The organism is Nocardioides sp., assembly GCF_014360585.1.
GTDB lineage: Bacteria > Actinomycetota > Actinomycetes > Propionibacteriales > Nocardioidaceae > Nocardioides.
On the sequence record NZ_JACIXG010000020.1, the window covers coordinates 35,783 to 51,338 of the forward strand.

The window sequence follows — 15,556 nt, forward strand, 5'->3', positions numbered from 1 at the left end:
TCCCTCAGCCAAGCACATCCGTCACATCCGTCGCGACGATAACTCGCGCAACTGGTCGATCCTGGTAGACGCGCCTAGCGCGGGTGCCGGCGCCCCTAGTCCAGGTCGACGTCGTCGCCCGCGGAGACGGGGCCCGGGATCGCCGGCAGCGGGGGAGGAGTGCCGCCGAAGGAGGGGCACAGTGACTTGTGGGCGCACCAGTCGCACAGCTTGCCTGGGTTCGGCAGCCACTCGCCGGTCTCCTGGGCGAGGCGGATCGCTCGCCAGATCGCCTCGGCCTTGCGCTCGGTCGCCAGCAGGTCGGCCTCGTCGGGCACGTAGCGAAGGATGTCGCCGCTGCCCAGGTAGATCAGCTGGAGCATGGCCGGCACGACCCCGCGGGTGCGCCAGATCACCAGGGCGTAGAACTTCAGCTGGAACAGCGCCTTCGCCTCGTACGCCTCGCTGGGCACGCGGCCGCTCTTGTAGTCCACCACGCGGATCCGGCCGTCGGCAGCTACGTCGACGCGGTCGATGAAGCCCCGCAGCAGCAGCTTGGAGTCGAGCAGCGCCTCCACGTAGTGCTCGCGCTCGGCGGGCTCGAGGCGGCGCGGGTCCTCCAGGTCGAAGTAGCGCCGCAGCACCTGGCGGCACGAGTCCAGCCAGCCCTCCTCCGCGCCGTCGGCCTCCGAGGTGAACAGGGTCGCGAGCGACGGGTCGAGGCTGCGTACGTCCTCCCATGCCTGCTCCACCATCGACCTCGCCTGCCGGGGCGTGCGGTCGGGAGCGGGGAGGTCGAAGAGGTCCTCGAGCACCTTGTGAACCACGGTCCCGCGCGCGGCCGCCTCCGAGGGCGGCTCGGGGAGCCGGTCGATGGTGCGGAACCGGTAGAGCAACGGGCACGAGGTGAAGTCGCTCGCACGGCTCGGCGAGAGCGAGCCCAGCACGTTGACGCCGTCGACCGGGGTCGACTGCGCATCGGCTGGTGAGGTGCTCATGAAAGCGACACTATTGGCAGGCACCGACATCCGAGCCTGCCCGGCGCTTGCGCCGGGCAACGGGAGGAGGTCGAGCGAGCGCAGCGGCTGAGCTTACGAAGCCGCGAAGCGGGTCGAGACCTGGGCGCGCGCCGAGGAGACATGCCCCCTGGGTCGACGCCGCCCCTCAACCGCCGCTCAAGTACGCTCGGAACGTGGCAGACCCCGACCCACGCCCCGACGGCGACAAGCCGGTCGAAGCGGCGCCCGCCTCCCGCGTCCCGGGCACGATCAAGGTCGGCTCCATCGCCGGCAGCGCCGTCCTGGTGACGCCGTCCTGGTTCCTCATCGCTGCGCTGATCGCCTGGCTGATGGCGCCCCGGATCGAGGCCGTGGAGCCGGGCCTGGGCCCGCTGGCGTACGTCGCGGGCTTCGTGTTCGCGATCGTCCTCTACGGCGCGGTCCTGCTGCACGAGGCGGCCCACGCCGTGGTCGCCAAGCGCCTGGGCTATCCCGTCGGCGTCATCATGCTCCACTTCCTCGGCGGCGCGACCGCCGTGGAGAAAGAGGCAAAGCGGCCGCGCGACGAGTTCTGGATCGCCGTCGTCGGACCGCTGGTCTCGCTGGCCGTCGCCGCGGCCGCCTTCGGTGCCTCCGCAGTCGCGTTCGGCAACCCCTTGCGCACCACCCCCGACGGCCTGATCGCGCTGATCGTAGGGGGGCTGTGGATCACCAACCTCTTCGTCGGTGTGCTCAACCTCGTCCCTGGCCTGCCCCTCGACGGCGGCCGGCTGCTCAAGTCAGGCGTGTGGGCCGCGACCGGCAACATCAACCGGGGCAGCATCGTCGCCGGCTGGACCGGCCGGGCACTCGCCGTCCTCGTGCTGCTGTGGCCCTTCACCCAGGGCCAGATCCTCGGCGCGCAGCCCGACCTCCTGGACTACGTCCTCGCCGTGATCATCGGCATCTTCCTCTGGAGCGGTGCCTCCGCGGCGATCATGTCGGCGAAGGTACGCCTCCGGCTCCCGCTCCTCGTCGCCCGCGACCTCGCCCGCCGCACCCTGGCCGTGCCCGCCGATCTCCCGCTCTCCGAGGCCGTACGCCGCGCCCATGAGGCCGAGGCCGGCAGCATCGTCACCGTGACCAGCGGCGGCGAGCCGATCGGTCTCGTGCACGAGGGCGCGCTGCTGGCGACGCCGGAGGATCGCCGCCCGTGGATGGCCACCTCGACGGTCACCCGCCGGCTCGAGGAGGGCCTCACCCTCCCGGCCGACCTCGACGGCGAGGAGCTCATCCAGGCGATCTCGAAGGCCCCGGCGCCCGAATACCTCCTGGTCGAGCCGGACGGCTCGATCTACGGCGTACTGGTCACCTCCGACGTCGACGCGGCCTTCCGCGCGGGGGCATAGGGATCGCGGTTTGCCGGGTTCGCCCGGGAAACCGATAACCTCGGCGGGTGTCAAGCGCTGATATCCCAGACATTCCGGTAGAGGCCCGAGCGGGCGTGCACCGAGGGCCGCTCCGTGAGGGCGAATGGGTGCGGCTGACCGACACCAAGGGTCGCCGCCACAACTTCGAGCTCGTCGCCGGCAAGCGCTTCTTCTCCAACAAGGGCCACATCGACCACGACGAGCTGATCGGCCGCGAAGAGGGCTTCACGGTCACCGCCTCGACCGGTGGTGAATACCTGGTCTTCCGCCCGCTGCTGAGCGAGTTCGTCGTCTCCATGCCGCGTGGTGCCGCCGTGGTCTACCCCAAGGACGCCGCCCAGATCGTCGCCATGGCCGACATCTTCCCCGGCGCCTCCGTGGTGGAGGCCGGGGTCGGCTCCGGCGCCCTGACCTGCTCGCTGCTGCGCGCGGTCGGACCCTACGGCAAGGTGACCTCCTTCGAGCGTCGCGAGGAGTTCGCCGAGGTCGCCCGCAAGAACGTCGACCAGTTCTTCGGCACGCCGGCGGGGGAGACGCACCCCAACTGGTCGCTCAACCTCGGCGACCTCCAGGAGGAGCTGCCGCGCCAGCAGATCCGCTGCGACCGGCTGATCCTCGACATGCTCGCTCCGTGGGAGTGCATCGACGCCACCGCCGACGCGCTCTACCCCGGCGGGATGGTCTGCGCCTACGTCGCGACCACCACCCAGCTGTCCCGCTTCGTCGAGACGGTCCGTGCCCACGGCGGGTTCACCGAGCCGCAGGCGTGGGAGACGCTGGTGCGCGACTGGCACGTCGAGGGCCTCGCTGTCCGGCCGGGTCACAAGATGATCGGCCACACCGCCTTCCTGGTGACGGCCCGAAAGCTCGCGCCCGGCGAGCGTGCGCCCCGCAAGACGCGACGACCTGCTCCTGGGGCGTACGGACCTGACTACAAGGGCCCGCGCCCGGCCGACATGCCGGCTCCGGAGCCTGTCGCCGAGGTGCTTCCCGAGGACGGCAGCGAGCTGGACTGAGTCCGCACCGCGCCGGTCCGGATATTCCGGCGTGCCACGGGTCGACACGAACTCGACCGAAGTCGAGCGAATGTGTCCAACACCGGTAAATCCTTCACCTCTCCTACCCCTCGCCCTTGTAGGGTCGAGGCAGTAGAGGAGGTGTGCTGATGTCGACATCCGATGGATTCCAGTCCGAGGGGCGCAGCCCCGAGGAGCTCGAGAGTCATGTCCGTTTCCTCGAAGCTGAGGTGACCGACCTGCGGCACAGGCTGACCGAGATGCCCGGATCTTCGCGTGGCCTGGAGGCGAGGCTCGCAGACGCGCAGCGCTCCCTGGCCGCCGTGACGTCGCAGAACGAGCGACTCACCGTGACGCTTCGGGACGCTCGCGACCAGATCATCAAGCTCAAGGAGGAGGTCGACCGGCTGGCGCAGCCGCCGGCAGGCTTCGGCACGTTCCTGGAGCGCAACGAGGACGACTCGATCGACGTGTTCACCGGTGGGCGCAAGCTCCGGGTGACCGCATCGCCCAACGTCGACCTCGACGAGCTGCGCTATGGCCAGGAGGTCATGCTCAACGAGGCGCTCAACGTCGTCGCCGCGATGGAGTACGAGAAGGTCGGCGAGGTCGTGATGTTCAAGGAGCTGCTCGCCGACGGCGAGCGCGTCCTGGTCATCGCCAACGCCGACGAAGAGCGAGTCGTACGTCTCGCCGACCCGCTTCTCAACGAGACCCTCCGTGCCGGCGACTCGCTTCTTCTGGAGCCACGCAGCGGCTATGTCTATGAGAAGGTCCCGAAGTCCGAGGTCGAGGAGCTCGTCCTGGAGGAGGTGCCCGACATCGCCTACGAGTCGATCGGTGGCCTCGCCGGCCAGATCGAGCAGATCCAGGACGCGGTCGAGCTTCCCTACCTCTATCCCGAGCTCTTCATCGAGCACCGGCTCAAGCCACCCAAGGGCGTGCTGCTCTACGGCCCTCCGGGCTGCGGAAAGACCCTGATCGCGAAGGCTGTCGCCAACAGCCTGGCGAAGAAGGTCGCCGCCAAGACCGGTGCCGACGGGAAGTCCTACTTCCTCAACATCAAGGGCCCCGAGCTTCTCAACAAGTACGTCGGCGAGACCGAGCGCCACATCCGCCTGGTCTTCCAGCGTGCTCGTGAGAAGGCCGCGGCCGGCACCCCGGTCATCGTCTTCTTCGACGAGATGGACTCCCTGTTCCGCACGCGTGGCTCCGGCGTCTCCTCCGACGTCGAGAACACGATCGTGCCGCAGCTCCTCTCCGAGATCGACGGTGTCGAGGCGCTGGAGAACGTCCTGGTCATCGGTGCCTCCAATCGTGAGGACATGATCGACCCGGCGATCCTGCGCCCGGGCCGGCTCGACGTGAAGATCAAGATCGAGCGCCCCGACGCCGAGGGCGCTCGCGACATCTTCACGAAGTACCTCCTGCCCGACCTGCCCCTGCACCCCGGCGACGTCGCCGAGTTCGGTGGCGACCGTCAGGCGACCGTCGACGGCCTCATCCGCACCACCGTCGAGCGGATGTACACCGAGTCCGAGGAGAACCGCTTCCTGGAGGTCACCTACGCCAACGGTGACAAGGAGATCCTCTACTTCAAGGACTTCAACTCCGGCGCGATGATCCAGAACATCGTCGATCGGGCCAAGAAGATGGCCATCAAGGACTTCCTCGACTCCAAGCAGGACCAGAACCAGAAAGGCCTGCGGGTGCAGCACATGCTCCAGGCCTGCGTGGACGAGTTCAAGGAGAACGAGGACCTCCCCAACACCACCAACCCCGACGACTGGGCCCGCATCTCCGGCAAGAAGGGCGAGCGGATCGTCTTCATCCGCACGCTCATCACCGGCAAGCAGGGCACCGAGCCCGGCCGTTCCATCGAGCAGGTCTCCAACACGGGTCAGTACCTGTAAGCGTCGCACCACCGACGTCGGCCTGCCACCTGCGGAATCAGGTGGCAGGCCTCGTTACTCTCAGGGGTTCACAGGACGGCCGCGAGGTCCCCCTTCACGAACCAGGAGTCATATGGAGCCGACCGAGTCTCACGAGTTGACGGACTTTGCCACCTGGCGGACGTTGATCCAGCTGGTCAACACGTGGGAGCCCAGGTTGTCCGACTGGAAGGCGAGTGTCGGTCGCGGCGTGATCGGAGGATTCGCCATGACGCCGGACGACGGTTATCTCGACCTCATGCGTGCCTGCGAACCAGTCCAACAGGCACTACGAAAAGCCGGTCGCGGCTCTGTCGACTTCGCGGTACACATCGCCGATGACGGCCGCGTGAGTATCACCTTGGCCGCCGAGTCCACTACCCATCAAATCGTTCGGGTGCCCGGCATCAACTCGGCGGGAACCTTGCTTCTGGTTCCTGATCGCGACCCGGCTCCGGCTCGGCAGAGACCAAGTTTCTTTCCTGACGTACGCACCGCCCCATCAGCTGATCCGGAGCTTCTTGAGAGTGTCCTCCGTGAGCGGATGCCCGGGGCCATCGGCGCCAGCGCGGACGAGCTGGCCGACCTGGAGAAACGGATCGGTCGTCCGCTGCCCGACGAGCTGCGCGCTGTGCTCACGGTGACCAAGGCGGCTTACGGAACCGACTGGGATCTGGAGAGCACGGAGACCGAGGCGCTGGGCGGGATCTGCCTCTTCGGTCTCCACGGGATCGAGTCAGCGTCGACCGCAGACGTACGCAAAGGCCTCCCGTTCGACATGCTGGCAAGCGTCGCCGCCGTCACTACCCTGGACTCTGCGGTTCAAGGCCTCATCGACCCACCGGACTGGCTGGTGATCGGCGATCACGGGGGAGGCACAGGCGACTGGGTTGCTGTGGACCTCGCCCCTGGGCCCGCGGGGCACATCGGCCAACTGGTGGTCATCAGCCATGAAGCCGAGATCGGGGCTGAGCTGCTCGCCAAGTCGTTCACTGACCTCCTAGTCCACGGCAAGACCACGAACGTCCCCGAGGACGCCTGCACAAGTCCCCCGGCAGTCGTCAATCTGGTTGCTGGGTCCAACCTGACCATCGAGGCTGCCGCGACGACTGCCCTCGAGGTGCTCACCATCGGCCGGTCGGACGCACCGACCGATCTGACCCCGCTTGTCGGACTGCCCAGGCTACGTACGCTGCGTGCCGCCCCGGGAACGATCGCGGCCCCGCCTGTCATCGGCGAGCTTGATCACCTGGAGTACCTCGAGATCGGTCTGGCCGAGTGGAGGACGTTGCTCGAGGCGGATGCGGTCCCGTCCTCGCTGCTGGCAGCTTCCGTCTACGGGTACGGTCTCCCCAGGGCGGATGTGGATCACGTCTTCGATGAACTCATTCGACGCTGGGGTGGAAACCCCCTCACGACGCAAACGGTCGAAGGCATGCTCACGGCCTGACGTTCATACCGGGATCAGCGCAATGTCAGCCCCCGATCCGGCAGCAGCCACGTGTATCACTCAAGAGCGCCTTGGTGCGGGCCGTCTTCATACGCATGCTCATCACCGGCAAGCAGGGCACCGAACCTGGCCGTTCGACCGAGCAGGTCTACGGGTCAGTATTCGTAGAGGAGTCCGTACGCAGGGCCCGCTCCTTGTCGGAGCGGGCCTGCGGCGCGCGGGTGCCTGTCAGCGCGTCCGGACGGAGACGAGCGCCGCGTTGCCGCGCGAATCGACCTTCACCACCGCGACGGCATCGCCGCGGCCGACGTCGCTCTCGATCTCCCGCGCTCGGTCCTGCGGGACGAAGAAGCTCTCGATGCCGCAGGCGAGGCGCGAGCCGTCGTCGTGGCACTTCAGGAACAGCCCGTCGGCAGGCGGGTCGACCGAGACGCTGGTCGCCTCCCAGACCTGGCCACGTCGTGCCAGCGAGACGTACGCATCCCCGGTCTGGTGCGTCGTACGCTCGGTTATGTCGGGGTAGGCGAGGTCGACGTAGGCGCCACGGAACGGGTCGATCGGATCGACTGGGGCGACGCGGAGTCGGATCTCGTCGCCGGTGACACGTGCGGAGAGCTGACCGGCGACGGCGAGGCCGACCAGTCCGAGATTGAGGAGGCAGACGAGGATCAACTTCATACGAGCGTTCATGAGAGGGCCTCGCTGAGGTTGGCGGCCACGCCACGTCGGGCGCGGTCGAAGACGAATCCGGTGGTGAGCAGGAGCACTCCCAGCAACAGGAACAGGGTCGCGCCGGACATGATCGGCGCGAAGACCGCGAAGCTCTGCATGGTCGTGAAGACGACGAGCGCGCCGGTGGCGAGCACGACGAGCAGCGTGTGGTCGCGCACTGAGCCGTCGACGGCGACCGCGCCGGCAACGACGACGTATACCGCGATGCTGACGAAGGCGGACAGCCACGCCTCGCCTGACACGGCGCCGAGGTCGCTCACCTGCGGGTCCCAGGCGACCAGCGCGAGTCCGATCGGCACGATGAGCGCCGAGGCCAGCACCTCCCACCGGGACGATCCACGCGTACGCCCCACCGCGACGACGGTGAGAAGCGCGGCGACCACCAGCGCCACGACGAGGGTCGGGCTCCACGCCAGGTCGCGGTCGCCGATCTGCGGGATGGCGGCGACGAAGAGGCCACCCAGGACGAGTACGCCGCCCGCGAGCCGCCATACCCGGGCGAACGCCTCCCGGCCTCGGTCGTGCAGCGCGGCTGTCGCAGTCGCGATCACGCCGCCTATCAGCACCGCGAAGACGCCGGCGAAGGTGCTCTCGCTGCTCGCCACCACCTGCCAGTCGAACCAGATCATCGTGGTCGTGATGCCGACGACCAGTGGCGCCACGCCTGTGCTCGCGTAGGCGTAGAGCAGCGCCCCGAGTCCCCATAGCCCGACCAGAGAGGGCTCGTAGGCCGGCACCTGGAGACTCTGCGCCGCCTGGAAGACGACACCACCGAAGCCGATCGCCGCGATCCCGCGGAAAGCGCCGCGCAGGGGATGCGGCAGCGTGGGCACCTCCGCGGCAGCGGTGAACGCGAGCCAGACGACGACGATCCCGGCGAACCGCACCAGCGGCGAGAGCGCGTCGAGGTTGGTCGCCACGAGCCACACCAGCCCGACACCCAGAAACGCGCCGCCGAGGTAGGAGATGACCCGCGTCAGCGAGCCGGTGTGGGAAGCGACGTACTGCGCCTTGATCTTCTCCGCGGTGTGATCGGTGAGGATGCCCTCGCCGACCCAGCGGGCGGTCTCGTCGTTCAGCCAGTCGAGCCGCCTCGGCGCGACGGGTCTTGCTCCGGTTTCCATATGGCCATTGCAGCGGCTCGCGGTGGTGCGGCGCGTGAGCATGGGTACTCAACTCGTCGACTCGGGCGATCGGGGAGACCGGCCGAAATGTATTCGGCTGCGGGTGCGCGGCCCGCGGGCTAGTGTTTGAACGTTCGCGAGAGCGGGCCGGAGAACGGGGGAGTCAGATGGCAGCGTGGTTGCTGATCCTGGGTGGAGCAGCGCTGCTCGTCGTCGGCCTCGTGGCTCTAGTCTGGATGCTGTCGGGTCGAGCCAGGCCGGGAGGCGTGATCGACCCGAACAACGCCCCGGGCGTGCAGGCCGCACACGGCCACGCCGAGCGAACCAACATTCAACACAACTCCGGGGACCTCGGCCCCGGCATCTGATTCTTAAGGTTGATCGACGTGGCAGACGACATGGCGCGCAAGGACATCGAGGCTGGGCTTGAGACCCGCCATGAGCTGGGGGACGCCTTCGACGCCGAGCTGGTGGCGGGCTTCGCCGATCGCATCGAGAAGACCGTCCAGGAGCGGGTCGGCGCCACCGCCTCCGCCCGCACCCTCGCCGAGCGCAACGAGTCGCGCACCTCGGTCTTCCAGTTCGTCCTGGGCGCAGGATCGGCCGTGGCCGGCATCCCGATCAGCATCACCCTCGGCGTCACCGACAACGTCGGTGCCCTGGTGATCTCCTGGGTGGGCCTCGTCGGCGTCAACGTCGCCCACGCGCTGCGTACGCGCAAACGCTGAGGCTCCGGGGTGTTCCTCGAGCAAGGCCGCGTCCTGAGCCTGTCGAAGGGTATGCAGGCGAAGTGACACATCCCGTGCGGAACTCCGCTGGGGATGTGTGACTTCGCCTGCATACCTTGACGAAGGAGCACGACGCACGCCGGGCCGCTCGCCGCCCACACACCTGGCTCGATCGGAGGTTATCCACAGGCTGGGGGATTTGGGCTTTCTGGACTCGCGCCGCAGCGTGAAGGTTGCGGTCATGGACGCACTTCACTACTTCATCGAGCGAGACGGATTCTTCACCACCCAGATGGCGCTGGAGGTCGGGTACGGGAAACGAGACATCACCCGCATGACGCGCTCAGGCGAGTGGCACCGAATTCGGCGTGGCGCCTACGCGCCAGGGGCTACCTGGCTGGAGCTGGACCCGGTGGCGCAGCATCGGGTCAGGTCTCGAGCGGTTATGCGATCGCTGGGTGGGGCCGTGGCGCTGAGCCACACCTCCGGTGTCGTGGCCCACGGCATCGACGTCTGGAACCTGCCTCTCGACCGAGTGCACGTCACCCGTCTCGACGACGGCGCCGGCCGGATCGAAGGTGACGTCGTCCACCACGAGGGCTTCAGTCTGGACAGCGAGTTGGTCTCGGCTGACGGGACGCGGGCGGTGCTTCCGGAGCGATGCGTTCTCGAAGCGGCCTCGCGCGTCGATATGGAGACCGCGTGATGCCTGCTCGATGCCGGACTCAGGAGTGAGACATTCGACCGAGACCGCCTAGAGGCGGCGTACAAGATCGTGGAGCACTGGCCGTACATGCACCGTGTGAGAGATCTCGTTCCGTTCGCAGACGGCAGATCGGACTCGATCGGGGAGTCACGTGGAAAGCATCTGTTCCGTTCCTTCGGCCTCCCGCAGCCAGAACTTCAGTACGAGGTACGTCGCGCCGATGGCTCGATCGTGGGTGTCACCGACTGGGCATGGCCAGAGTTCGGACTGTTGGGCGAGTTCGACGGGCGGGTCAAGTACGGCCGCCTGCTCCAACCGGGGCAGGACCCCGGCGACGTCGTCTTCGCAGAGAAGAGGCGTGAGGATGAGCTGCGCGAGATCACCGGCTTCTCGATGATCCGCTTGATCTGGAGCGACTTCGCCCACCCCGCGGTGACCGCCGCACGCGTACGTCGCGCACTGAGCCTGTCGAAAGGTATGCAGGCGAAGTAACACATCCCGTGCGGAGTTCCGCTAGGGAAGTGAGCCTTGACCTGCATACCTTTACGAAGGAGCAGCCCGCCCGACCGAGAGATATCCCCACGGGCGGGAGAGCGCCGGCCCGGGGAGGTAGGACTGCTCCAGCGCGTCGAAGGTGAAGCCTGCGGACTCGATCAGCCTCGGGATGTCGCGGGTGAGGTGGCAGCCGCCGAAGAGCCGCTGCTGGAGACCGTCGAGGCGGTGCTGCCAACGGGCGACGGAGGCGTCGGGGGAGAGGCCGTGCTCGACGAAGCCGACGGTGCCGCCGGGGCGTAGGACGCGGCGCAGCTCTGCGAGTGCGCCGGCGACGTCGGGGATGGTGCACAGCGAGAAGGTGACCAGGCCGGTGTCGACCGAGGTGTCCGCGAGCGGGAGCCGGGCGCCGTCGAGCCCGACCCTGCTGACGGGGACCGACGAGTCCGAGCGCCGCGAGGAAGAGAGCCGCCAGGCGACGTCGGAGGGCTCGACAGCGACGATCTCGGTGACGGCGGGTGGATAGCGGCCGATGTTGCTCCCGCTGCCGAACCCGATCTCGACGACGCGGCCGCGAAGACCTTCACACGCTCGCGCCCGCAGCGGATCGAGCTGGGCGACTCCGCAGGAGCGGTCCACGATGTGTGGCACCACGCGCGTCTCCCACAGTCCCATCGGAGCTCACTCCTCCATCTCGCCGGTCCACTGGACCCCGAGCAGCAGCGTGCTCTCGGTCTCGGCGATCGTCGCGAACCCCAGGCGCTGGTAGAACCCGATCGCGCTGGTGTTGGCCGTGCTGACGCCGAGGTGGGCGCCGCGTACGCCCGCGACGTGGAAGGAGCCGAGCATCATCCCGATCAGCTCCTTGCCGACGCCCTGGCCCTGGGCGCGGGGGAGCAGGTTGATGTGGAGGTGGGCCGGGAACTCGCTCAACAGCTCGCCCGGCGTCCGCACGGGCCGGTGGATCAAGGAGCGGAGCCGGGCGTTCCAGTCGTTGGGGTCGTGGTCGGGTCCGGGATCGGGGTTGACCACGCGCAGGGCGGGCCACCAGTCCTCCTCGCACTCCAGCTCGTAGGCACGGGTGAACGGGGTGCCGACGACGTAGCCCACCACACCCTCGGAGTCGACCGCGACGAAGCCGAGGCCGAGACGGAGCACGATGTAGGGGGCGGCGTAGATGTTTCCAGGCAGCCGAGGGTCGTCGTAGAACTCGGTTGCGTCCTCGCCCGATGCGCCCGTCAGCAGACAGATCGAGAAGATGTCGTCGAGGTCGTCGGCGGTCGCCCGCCGGATCTCAGGAGTGCCCATGGTCCAACCTCACCATGACCCGCCGCCGCCGTCTCCGCCGCCTCCGCCACCACCGAAGCTGCCGCCGCCTCCGCCGCCTCCACCGCCGGAGTAGGAGGACCCACCGCCGGACGACGAGCCGCCGCTGGAGGAGACCGAGTAGGAGCGGACGGCGGAGTCGATCGAGGACTCGAAGTCGTGGGTGATCTCGCTGACGAGACCGGCGGTGCCTACGACGGTCATGTTCCGATACCGAGGGTGCTGGTCGTAGGGAAGATAGCTGGGGGCGGCGGGTGCGGAGCCCTTGACCTCGAGCTTGCGCGCCCAGTCCTTCGCGCAGCCGAGCGCGACGGCCCAGGGCAGGAAGGAGTCGTAGGTGGCCTGGTCGCCGACGAAGTCGCCCTTGCGTGAGCCGAGCGTCGAGCGGAACCCGATGACCTCGGCGGCCAGTTCACGCCCCGCCCGGGTGCGTACCAGGCCGGACCCGGCCGCGAGAACGGGACCGATGAGGACGGCGAACACTCCGGGGACGAGCGCCCACAGGGTGGTGCCGCCGGGACGTACGACCGCGAGGACGACCGCCGCGAGGGCGCAGACGACGAAGGCGACGATCCACCCGACCCGGCTCGTACGCTGTTCCAGCAGGCCCTCGTCGAGAGCCCACGCCCGGACCTTCTTTCCGTAGGTGTTGCGGATGCGGTACATCCGGCGCCCGGCCGACTGCGCCGCGGCGGTGCTCTTCTTCGCCCCGATGGCGACGCCACCCAGCTCGCGGACGACGGCGCTGACCCCGTCGATGTCGTCCCACGACGATCTCGGGTTGTCCAGGGAGACCTTCCAGCCGTTCTGCGTCGACCGGATGGCGAGGGCTCCGCGGGAAGCCGCGTAGAGGAGCGACGCCGCGAGCTGTCGCGGTCGGACGGTCTTCGAGACGAGGTACGCCGCCTGCGCCGGCCCGACCCCGGCCGGTGGTGTCGCCCGGGCATCGGCGCGGGGCAGCGGGTCCCAGGTCCTGGCCAGGATGTACCCGGCAGGGATCATGGCAGCGACCACCAGCCCGATGAGCACACCCAGGATCCCGGTGTCGGAGCCCATCACCGGGTCCCACGACTGGGACCACGGCAGCTCGGCCAACTCGGTCGAGGGCGCGGCGAGGTCCATCCCGGTCCGGAGCGTCACCGGGGTGCCAGGAGCCAGGTCACGAGCGGTGACGTGGACGGTGCCGGTGCCTTCGCCCTCGACGCTCGCGCAGCCGGAGCCGCGTCCGCTCCCGACCGCGCAGCGGACCCCGTCGGCCTCGGCGGGCAGATGGACCGTGAGGTCGGCCCGCTCGATCGGCTGACGCCATCCGGAGGGCACCAGGTTCCAGTAGAACCGCGAGCCGTCACCGTCGGCCAGGAGCACCGAGCTCATCTTGTAGGTGATGACGTAGACGTGCTCGCCGACGGCGACCTCGTCCGACTCGCTGCCGATCCGGATGTTGGTGAACCGGTCGGCCCAGCCCGCCTTCGAGGTCGAGGTCTCGCTGTACGGGTCGCCGTAGTAGTCCAGTGCTCGGCGCCGGCCCTCGGCCTCGCCGTACTCCTCGACGAGACCGGGCAGGATCTCCTCGTCGAAGTAGCCCTCCGAGAACGAGCTCCGGGCGAGCTCGAGCCGCTGCGCCTCGGTGGTGTCAGGATCGACGGTGACGTCCTGGAGGACGGGCTCCCGACGCAGCTTCGGTGCGTTGGGGTCGGCGGAGTCGAAGAACCGGAAGATCCCGTGGCTGCCCTCGCGCGGGAAGTCGACGGTGATCGTCTCGGTGACGTCCATCCAACCGTCGGCGCCGACGGTGAACTCCGCGCGGTAGTCGGTGATCGTGGTCGGTTCGGCGACGGTCTCGCCGGTGCGTTCCCAGACCGCGGCCGCCGCGAGCGGCCACAGCACCAGCATCGCGAGGACGGCCGTTCCGGCGCCGTACCACCAGGCATAGCGTCTCACGTGCGGGATCCTCCTGGTTCCGTCCAGCCGAACAACTGCCGCCAACCTCAGCGCGGCGGGTGGATGCTCACGTGCCTTCGCACACGTGGCCGGTAGCCTTGCAGGCATGAGCGTACGACGGGTTATGGGCACGGAGGTCGAATACGGAATTTCCGTGGCTGGACAGCCCCAGGCCAACCCGATGGTGGCGTCCTCGCAGGTCGTCAATGCGTACGCGACCTCGACTCTCAAGGCGAGGAGAGCGCGCTGGGACTTCGAGGAGGAGTCGCCGCTGCGTGATGCGCGCGGCTTCGACATGTCGCGGCAGGTGGCCGACCCCAGCCAGCTCACCGACGAGGATCTCGGGCTGGCCAACGTCATCCTCACCAACGGCGCCCGGCTCTACGTCGACCACGCCCATCCGGAGTTCTCCTGCCCCGAGGTGACCAATCCCCTCGACGCGGTGCGCTGGGACAAGGCCGGTGAGCAGGTGATGCTCGACGCCTCCCGCGCGGCTGCGCGGCTGCCGGGCAACCCGCAGATCCACCTCTACAAGAACAACACCGACAACAAGGGCGTCTCCTACGGCGCGCACGAGAACTACCTCATGCGCAGGAGCACCGCGTTCGCCGACATCGTCAAGCATCTGATCCCGTTCTTCGTCTCCCGGCAGGTCTTCGCCGGCGCCGGGCGGGTCGGGATCGGCCAGGAGCGCCCCAAGCACGGCTTCCAGATCTCCCAGCGCGCCGACTTCTTCGAGGTCGAGGTCGGCCTGGAGACCACTCTCAAGCGGCCGATCATCAACACCCGCGACGAGCCCCACGCGGACCCGGAGAGATACCGCAGGCTCCACGTGATCCTGGGCGACGCCAACCTGGCCGAGGTCTCGACCTACCTCAAGGTCGGGAGTACGTCGCTGGTGCTCGCCATGATCGAGGACGGCTACATCACCCGCGATCTCAGTGTCGACGGCCCGGTCTCGGCACTGCGAGCGGTCTCCCACGACCCGACCCTGAAGACGCTGATCACGCTCAAGGACGGTCGCAAGCTGACCGGTGTCCAGCTGCAGATGGAGTATCTGGACCTGGCCAAGAAGTTCGTCGAGGAGCGCTACGGCTCGGATGCCGACTATCAGACGAAGGACGTCCTGGAGCGCTGGGAGTCGATCCTCGACCGCCTCGAGCGCGACCCGATGGAGTGCGCCACCGAGCTCGACTGGGTGGCGAAGTACAAGCTCCTGCTCGGCTACCGCGACCGCGACTCCCTGGAGTGGGACGACCCCAAGCTCCACCTGATCGACCTGCAGTACGCCGACATCCGCCCCGAGAAGGGCCTCTACCAGCGGCTGGTCCGTTCCGGCCGGATCGAGCGCCTGCTCACCGACGACCTGGTGGAGAAGGCGATGCACGAGCCGCCGACCGATACCCGGGCCTACTTCCGCGGCCGCTGCCTGGAGAAGTACTCCGAGAACGTCGCCGCGGCCAGCTGGGACTCGGTCATCTTCGACCTGCCCGGTCGCGAGTCGCTGCAGCGGGTGCCGACGATCGACCCGCTGCGCGGCACCAAGAAGCACGTCGGTGGCCTGCTCGACTCCTCCGAGACCGCCCTCGACCTGTTCAACCGACTGACCGGTTCCTGACCCGTAGGTCACGACTCGTGCCACATCACGGTCCAACGGACGACTTCTGCTTCCTCCCGTAGCGAAATCGGGCATTGTTTCCTCAGGTTTGTCGGTGCGAGTGGAT

15 protein-coding genes are annotated in these 15,556 nt (G+C 68.3%); 9 read left to right on the plus strand and 6 right to left on the minus strand.

The window, feature by feature from the left end; all coding sequences use genetic code 11:
- Positions 1–95: 95 nt before the first annotated feature.
- Positions 96–977, minus strand: coding sequence for a RecB family exonuclease (locus tag H5T77_RS08975; protein ID WP_292647869.1), 882 nt, complete (start codon positions 975–977; stop codon positions 96–98).
- A 194-nt stretch (positions 978–1,171) separates the two neighbouring features.
- Here H5T77_RS08975 and H5T77_RS08980 point away from each other — a divergent pair, with 194 nt between their 5' ends.
- From H5T77_RS08980 to H5T77_RS08995, 4 genes are all read left to right on the plus strand, one after another.
- Positions 1,172–2,365, plus strand: a complete 1,194-nt coding sequence (locus H5T77_RS08980; RefSeq protein ID WP_292647872.1) for a site-2 protease family protein — start codon at positions 1,172–1,174, stop codon at positions 2,363–2,365.
- A 47-nt stretch (positions 2,366–2,412) separates the two neighbouring features.
- Complete coding sequence (locus H5T77_RS08985) at positions 2,413–3,402, plus strand: tRNA (adenine-N1)-methyltransferase (RefSeq protein ID WP_292647875.1); 990 nt, start codon at positions 2,413–2,415, stop codon at positions 3,400–3,402.
- Positions 3,403–3,551: 149 nt separating this feature from the next.
- Positions 3,552–5,315: a proteasome ATPase gene (gene arc, locus H5T77_RS08990; RefSeq protein ID WP_292647878.1), complete on the plus strand. Its 1,764-nt coding sequence runs from the start codon at positions 3,552–3,554 to the stop codon at positions 5,313–5,315.
- A gap of 112 nt (positions 5,316–5,427) precedes the next feature.
- Positions 5,428–6,783, plus strand: coding sequence for an SMI1/KNR4 family protein (locus H5T77_RS08995; protein ID WP_292647881.1), 1,356 nt, complete (start codon positions 5,428–5,430; stop codon positions 6,781–6,783).
- A 228-nt stretch (positions 6,784–7,011) separates the two neighbouring features.
- On the opposite strand, the gene H5T77_RS09000 is transcribed toward H5T77_RS08995, so the two are convergent.
- Together H5T77_RS09000 and H5T77_RS09005 are read right to left on the minus strand one after the other, a co-directional pair.
- Positions 7,012–7,461, minus strand: coding sequence for a GDYXXLXY domain-containing protein (locus tag H5T77_RS09000; RefSeq protein ID WP_292647884.1), 450 nt, complete (start codon positions 7,459–7,461; stop codon positions 7,012–7,014).
- A gap of 8 nt (positions 7,462–7,469) precedes the next feature.
- Positions 7,470–8,639: a DUF2157 domain-containing protein gene (locus H5T77_RS09005; RefSeq protein ID WP_292647887.1), complete on the minus strand. Its 1,170-nt coding sequence runs from the start codon at positions 8,637–8,639 to the stop codon at positions 7,470–7,472.
- 167 nt (positions 8,640–8,806) lie between these two features.
- On the opposite strand from H5T77_RS09005, the gene H5T77_RS09010 reads away from it, so the two are divergent.
- The 4 genes from H5T77_RS09010 to H5T77_RS09025 all read left to right on the plus strand — a co-directional run bounded on the left by H5T77_RS09010 (position 8,807) and on the right by H5T77_RS09025 (position 10,565).
- Positions 8,807–9,007: a hypothetical protein gene (locus tag H5T77_RS09010; RefSeq protein WP_292647890.1), complete on the plus strand. Its 201-nt coding sequence runs from the start codon at positions 8,807–8,809 to the stop codon at positions 9,005–9,007.
- 18 nt (positions 9,008–9,025) lie between these two features.
- Entirely contained in the window at positions 9,026–9,367 is a 342-nt protein-coding gene (locus H5T77_RS09015; protein ID WP_292647893.1) for a hypothetical protein, read from the plus strand.
- Between the two features lie 241 nt (positions 9,368–9,608).
- Positions 9,609–10,073, plus strand: coding sequence for a type IV toxin-antitoxin system AbiEi family antitoxin domain-containing protein (locus H5T77_RS09020; RefSeq protein ID WP_292647896.1), 465 nt, complete (start codon positions 9,609–9,611; stop codon positions 10,071–10,073).
- Between the two features lie 231 nt (positions 10,074–10,304).
- A complete protein-coding gene (locus tag H5T77_RS09025; RefSeq protein ID WP_292647899.1) occupies positions 10,305–10,565 on the plus strand; it encodes a hypothetical protein in 261 nt (86 codons plus the stop codon).
- 51 nt (positions 10,566–10,616) lie between these two features.
- Here the strand turns inward: H5T77_RS09025 and H5T77_RS09030 are convergent, their stop codons facing one another.
- From H5T77_RS09030 to H5T77_RS09040, 3 genes are read right to left on the minus strand one after another with little or no spacing between them, the layout of a single operon-like run.
- Positions 10,617–11,240 (minus strand): class I SAM-dependent methyltransferase, encoded by a 624-nt coding sequence (locus H5T77_RS09030; RefSeq protein WP_292647901.1) that lies wholly within the window; start codon positions 11,238–11,240, stop codon positions 10,617–10,619.
- Positions 11,241–11,246: 6 nt separating this feature from the next.
- Positions 11,247–11,873, minus strand: a complete 627-nt coding sequence (locus H5T77_RS09035) for a GNAT family N-acetyltransferase (RefSeq protein WP_292647904.1) — start codon at positions 11,871–11,873, stop codon at positions 11,247–11,249.
- A 9-nt stretch (positions 11,874–11,882) separates the two neighbouring features.
- A complete protein-coding gene (locus H5T77_RS09040; RefSeq protein WP_292647906.1) occupies positions 11,883–13,832 on the minus strand; it encodes a DUF2207 domain-containing protein in 1,950 nt (649 codons plus the stop codon).
- 106 nt (positions 13,833–13,938) lie between these two features.
- Between H5T77_RS09040 and dop the strand changes: the two genes are divergently transcribed.
- Positions 13,939–15,450 (plus strand): depupylase/deamidase Dop, encoded by a 1,512-nt coding sequence (gene dop, locus H5T77_RS09045; RefSeq protein ID WP_292647909.1) that lies wholly within the window; start codon positions 13,939–13,941, stop codon positions 15,448–15,450.
- Positions 15,451–15,556 lie beyond the last annotated feature (106 nt).

Bases quoted from the DNA above. Each gene is read 5' to 3' on its own strand.
- H5T77_RS09035 (WP_292647904.1), bottom strand. From the start codon at position 11,873: ATGGGCACTCCTGAGATCCGGCGGGCGACCGCCGACGACCTCGACGAC.
- H5T77_RS09005 (WP_292647887.1), bottom strand. From the start codon at position 8,639: ATGGAAACCGGAGCAAGACCCGTCGCGCCGAGGCGGCTCGACTGGCTG.
- H5T77_RS09030 (WP_292647901.1), bottom strand. From the start codon at position 11,240: ATGGGACTGTGGGAGACGCGCGTGGTGCCACACATCGTGGACCGCTCC.
- H5T77_RS08975 (WP_292647869.1), bottom strand. From the start codon at position 977: ATGAGCACCTCACCAGCCGATGCGCAGTCGACCCCGGTCGACGGCGTC.
- H5T77_RS09000 (WP_292647884.1), bottom strand. From the start codon at position 7,461: ATGAAGTTGATCCTCGTCTGCCTCCTCAATCTCGGACTGGTCGGCCTC.
- H5T77_RS09010 (WP_292647890.1), top strand. From the start codon at position 8,807: ATGGCAGCGTGGTTGCTGATCCTGGGTGGAGCAGCGCTGCTCGTCGTC.
- dop (WP_292647909.1), top strand. From the start codon at position 13,939: ATGAGCGTACGACGGGTTATGGGCACGGAGGTCGAATACGGAATTTCC.
- arc (WP_292647878.1), top strand. From the start codon at position 3,552: ATGTCGACATCCGATGGATTCCAGTCCGAGGGGCGCAGCCCCGAGGAG.
- H5T77_RS08995 (WP_292647881.1), top strand. From the start codon at position 5,428: ATGGAGCCGACCGAGTCTCACGAGTTGACGGACTTTGCCACCTGGCGG.
- H5T77_RS09020 (WP_292647896.1), top strand. From the start codon at position 9,609: ATGGACGCACTTCACTACTTCATCGAGCGAGACGGATTCTTCACCACC.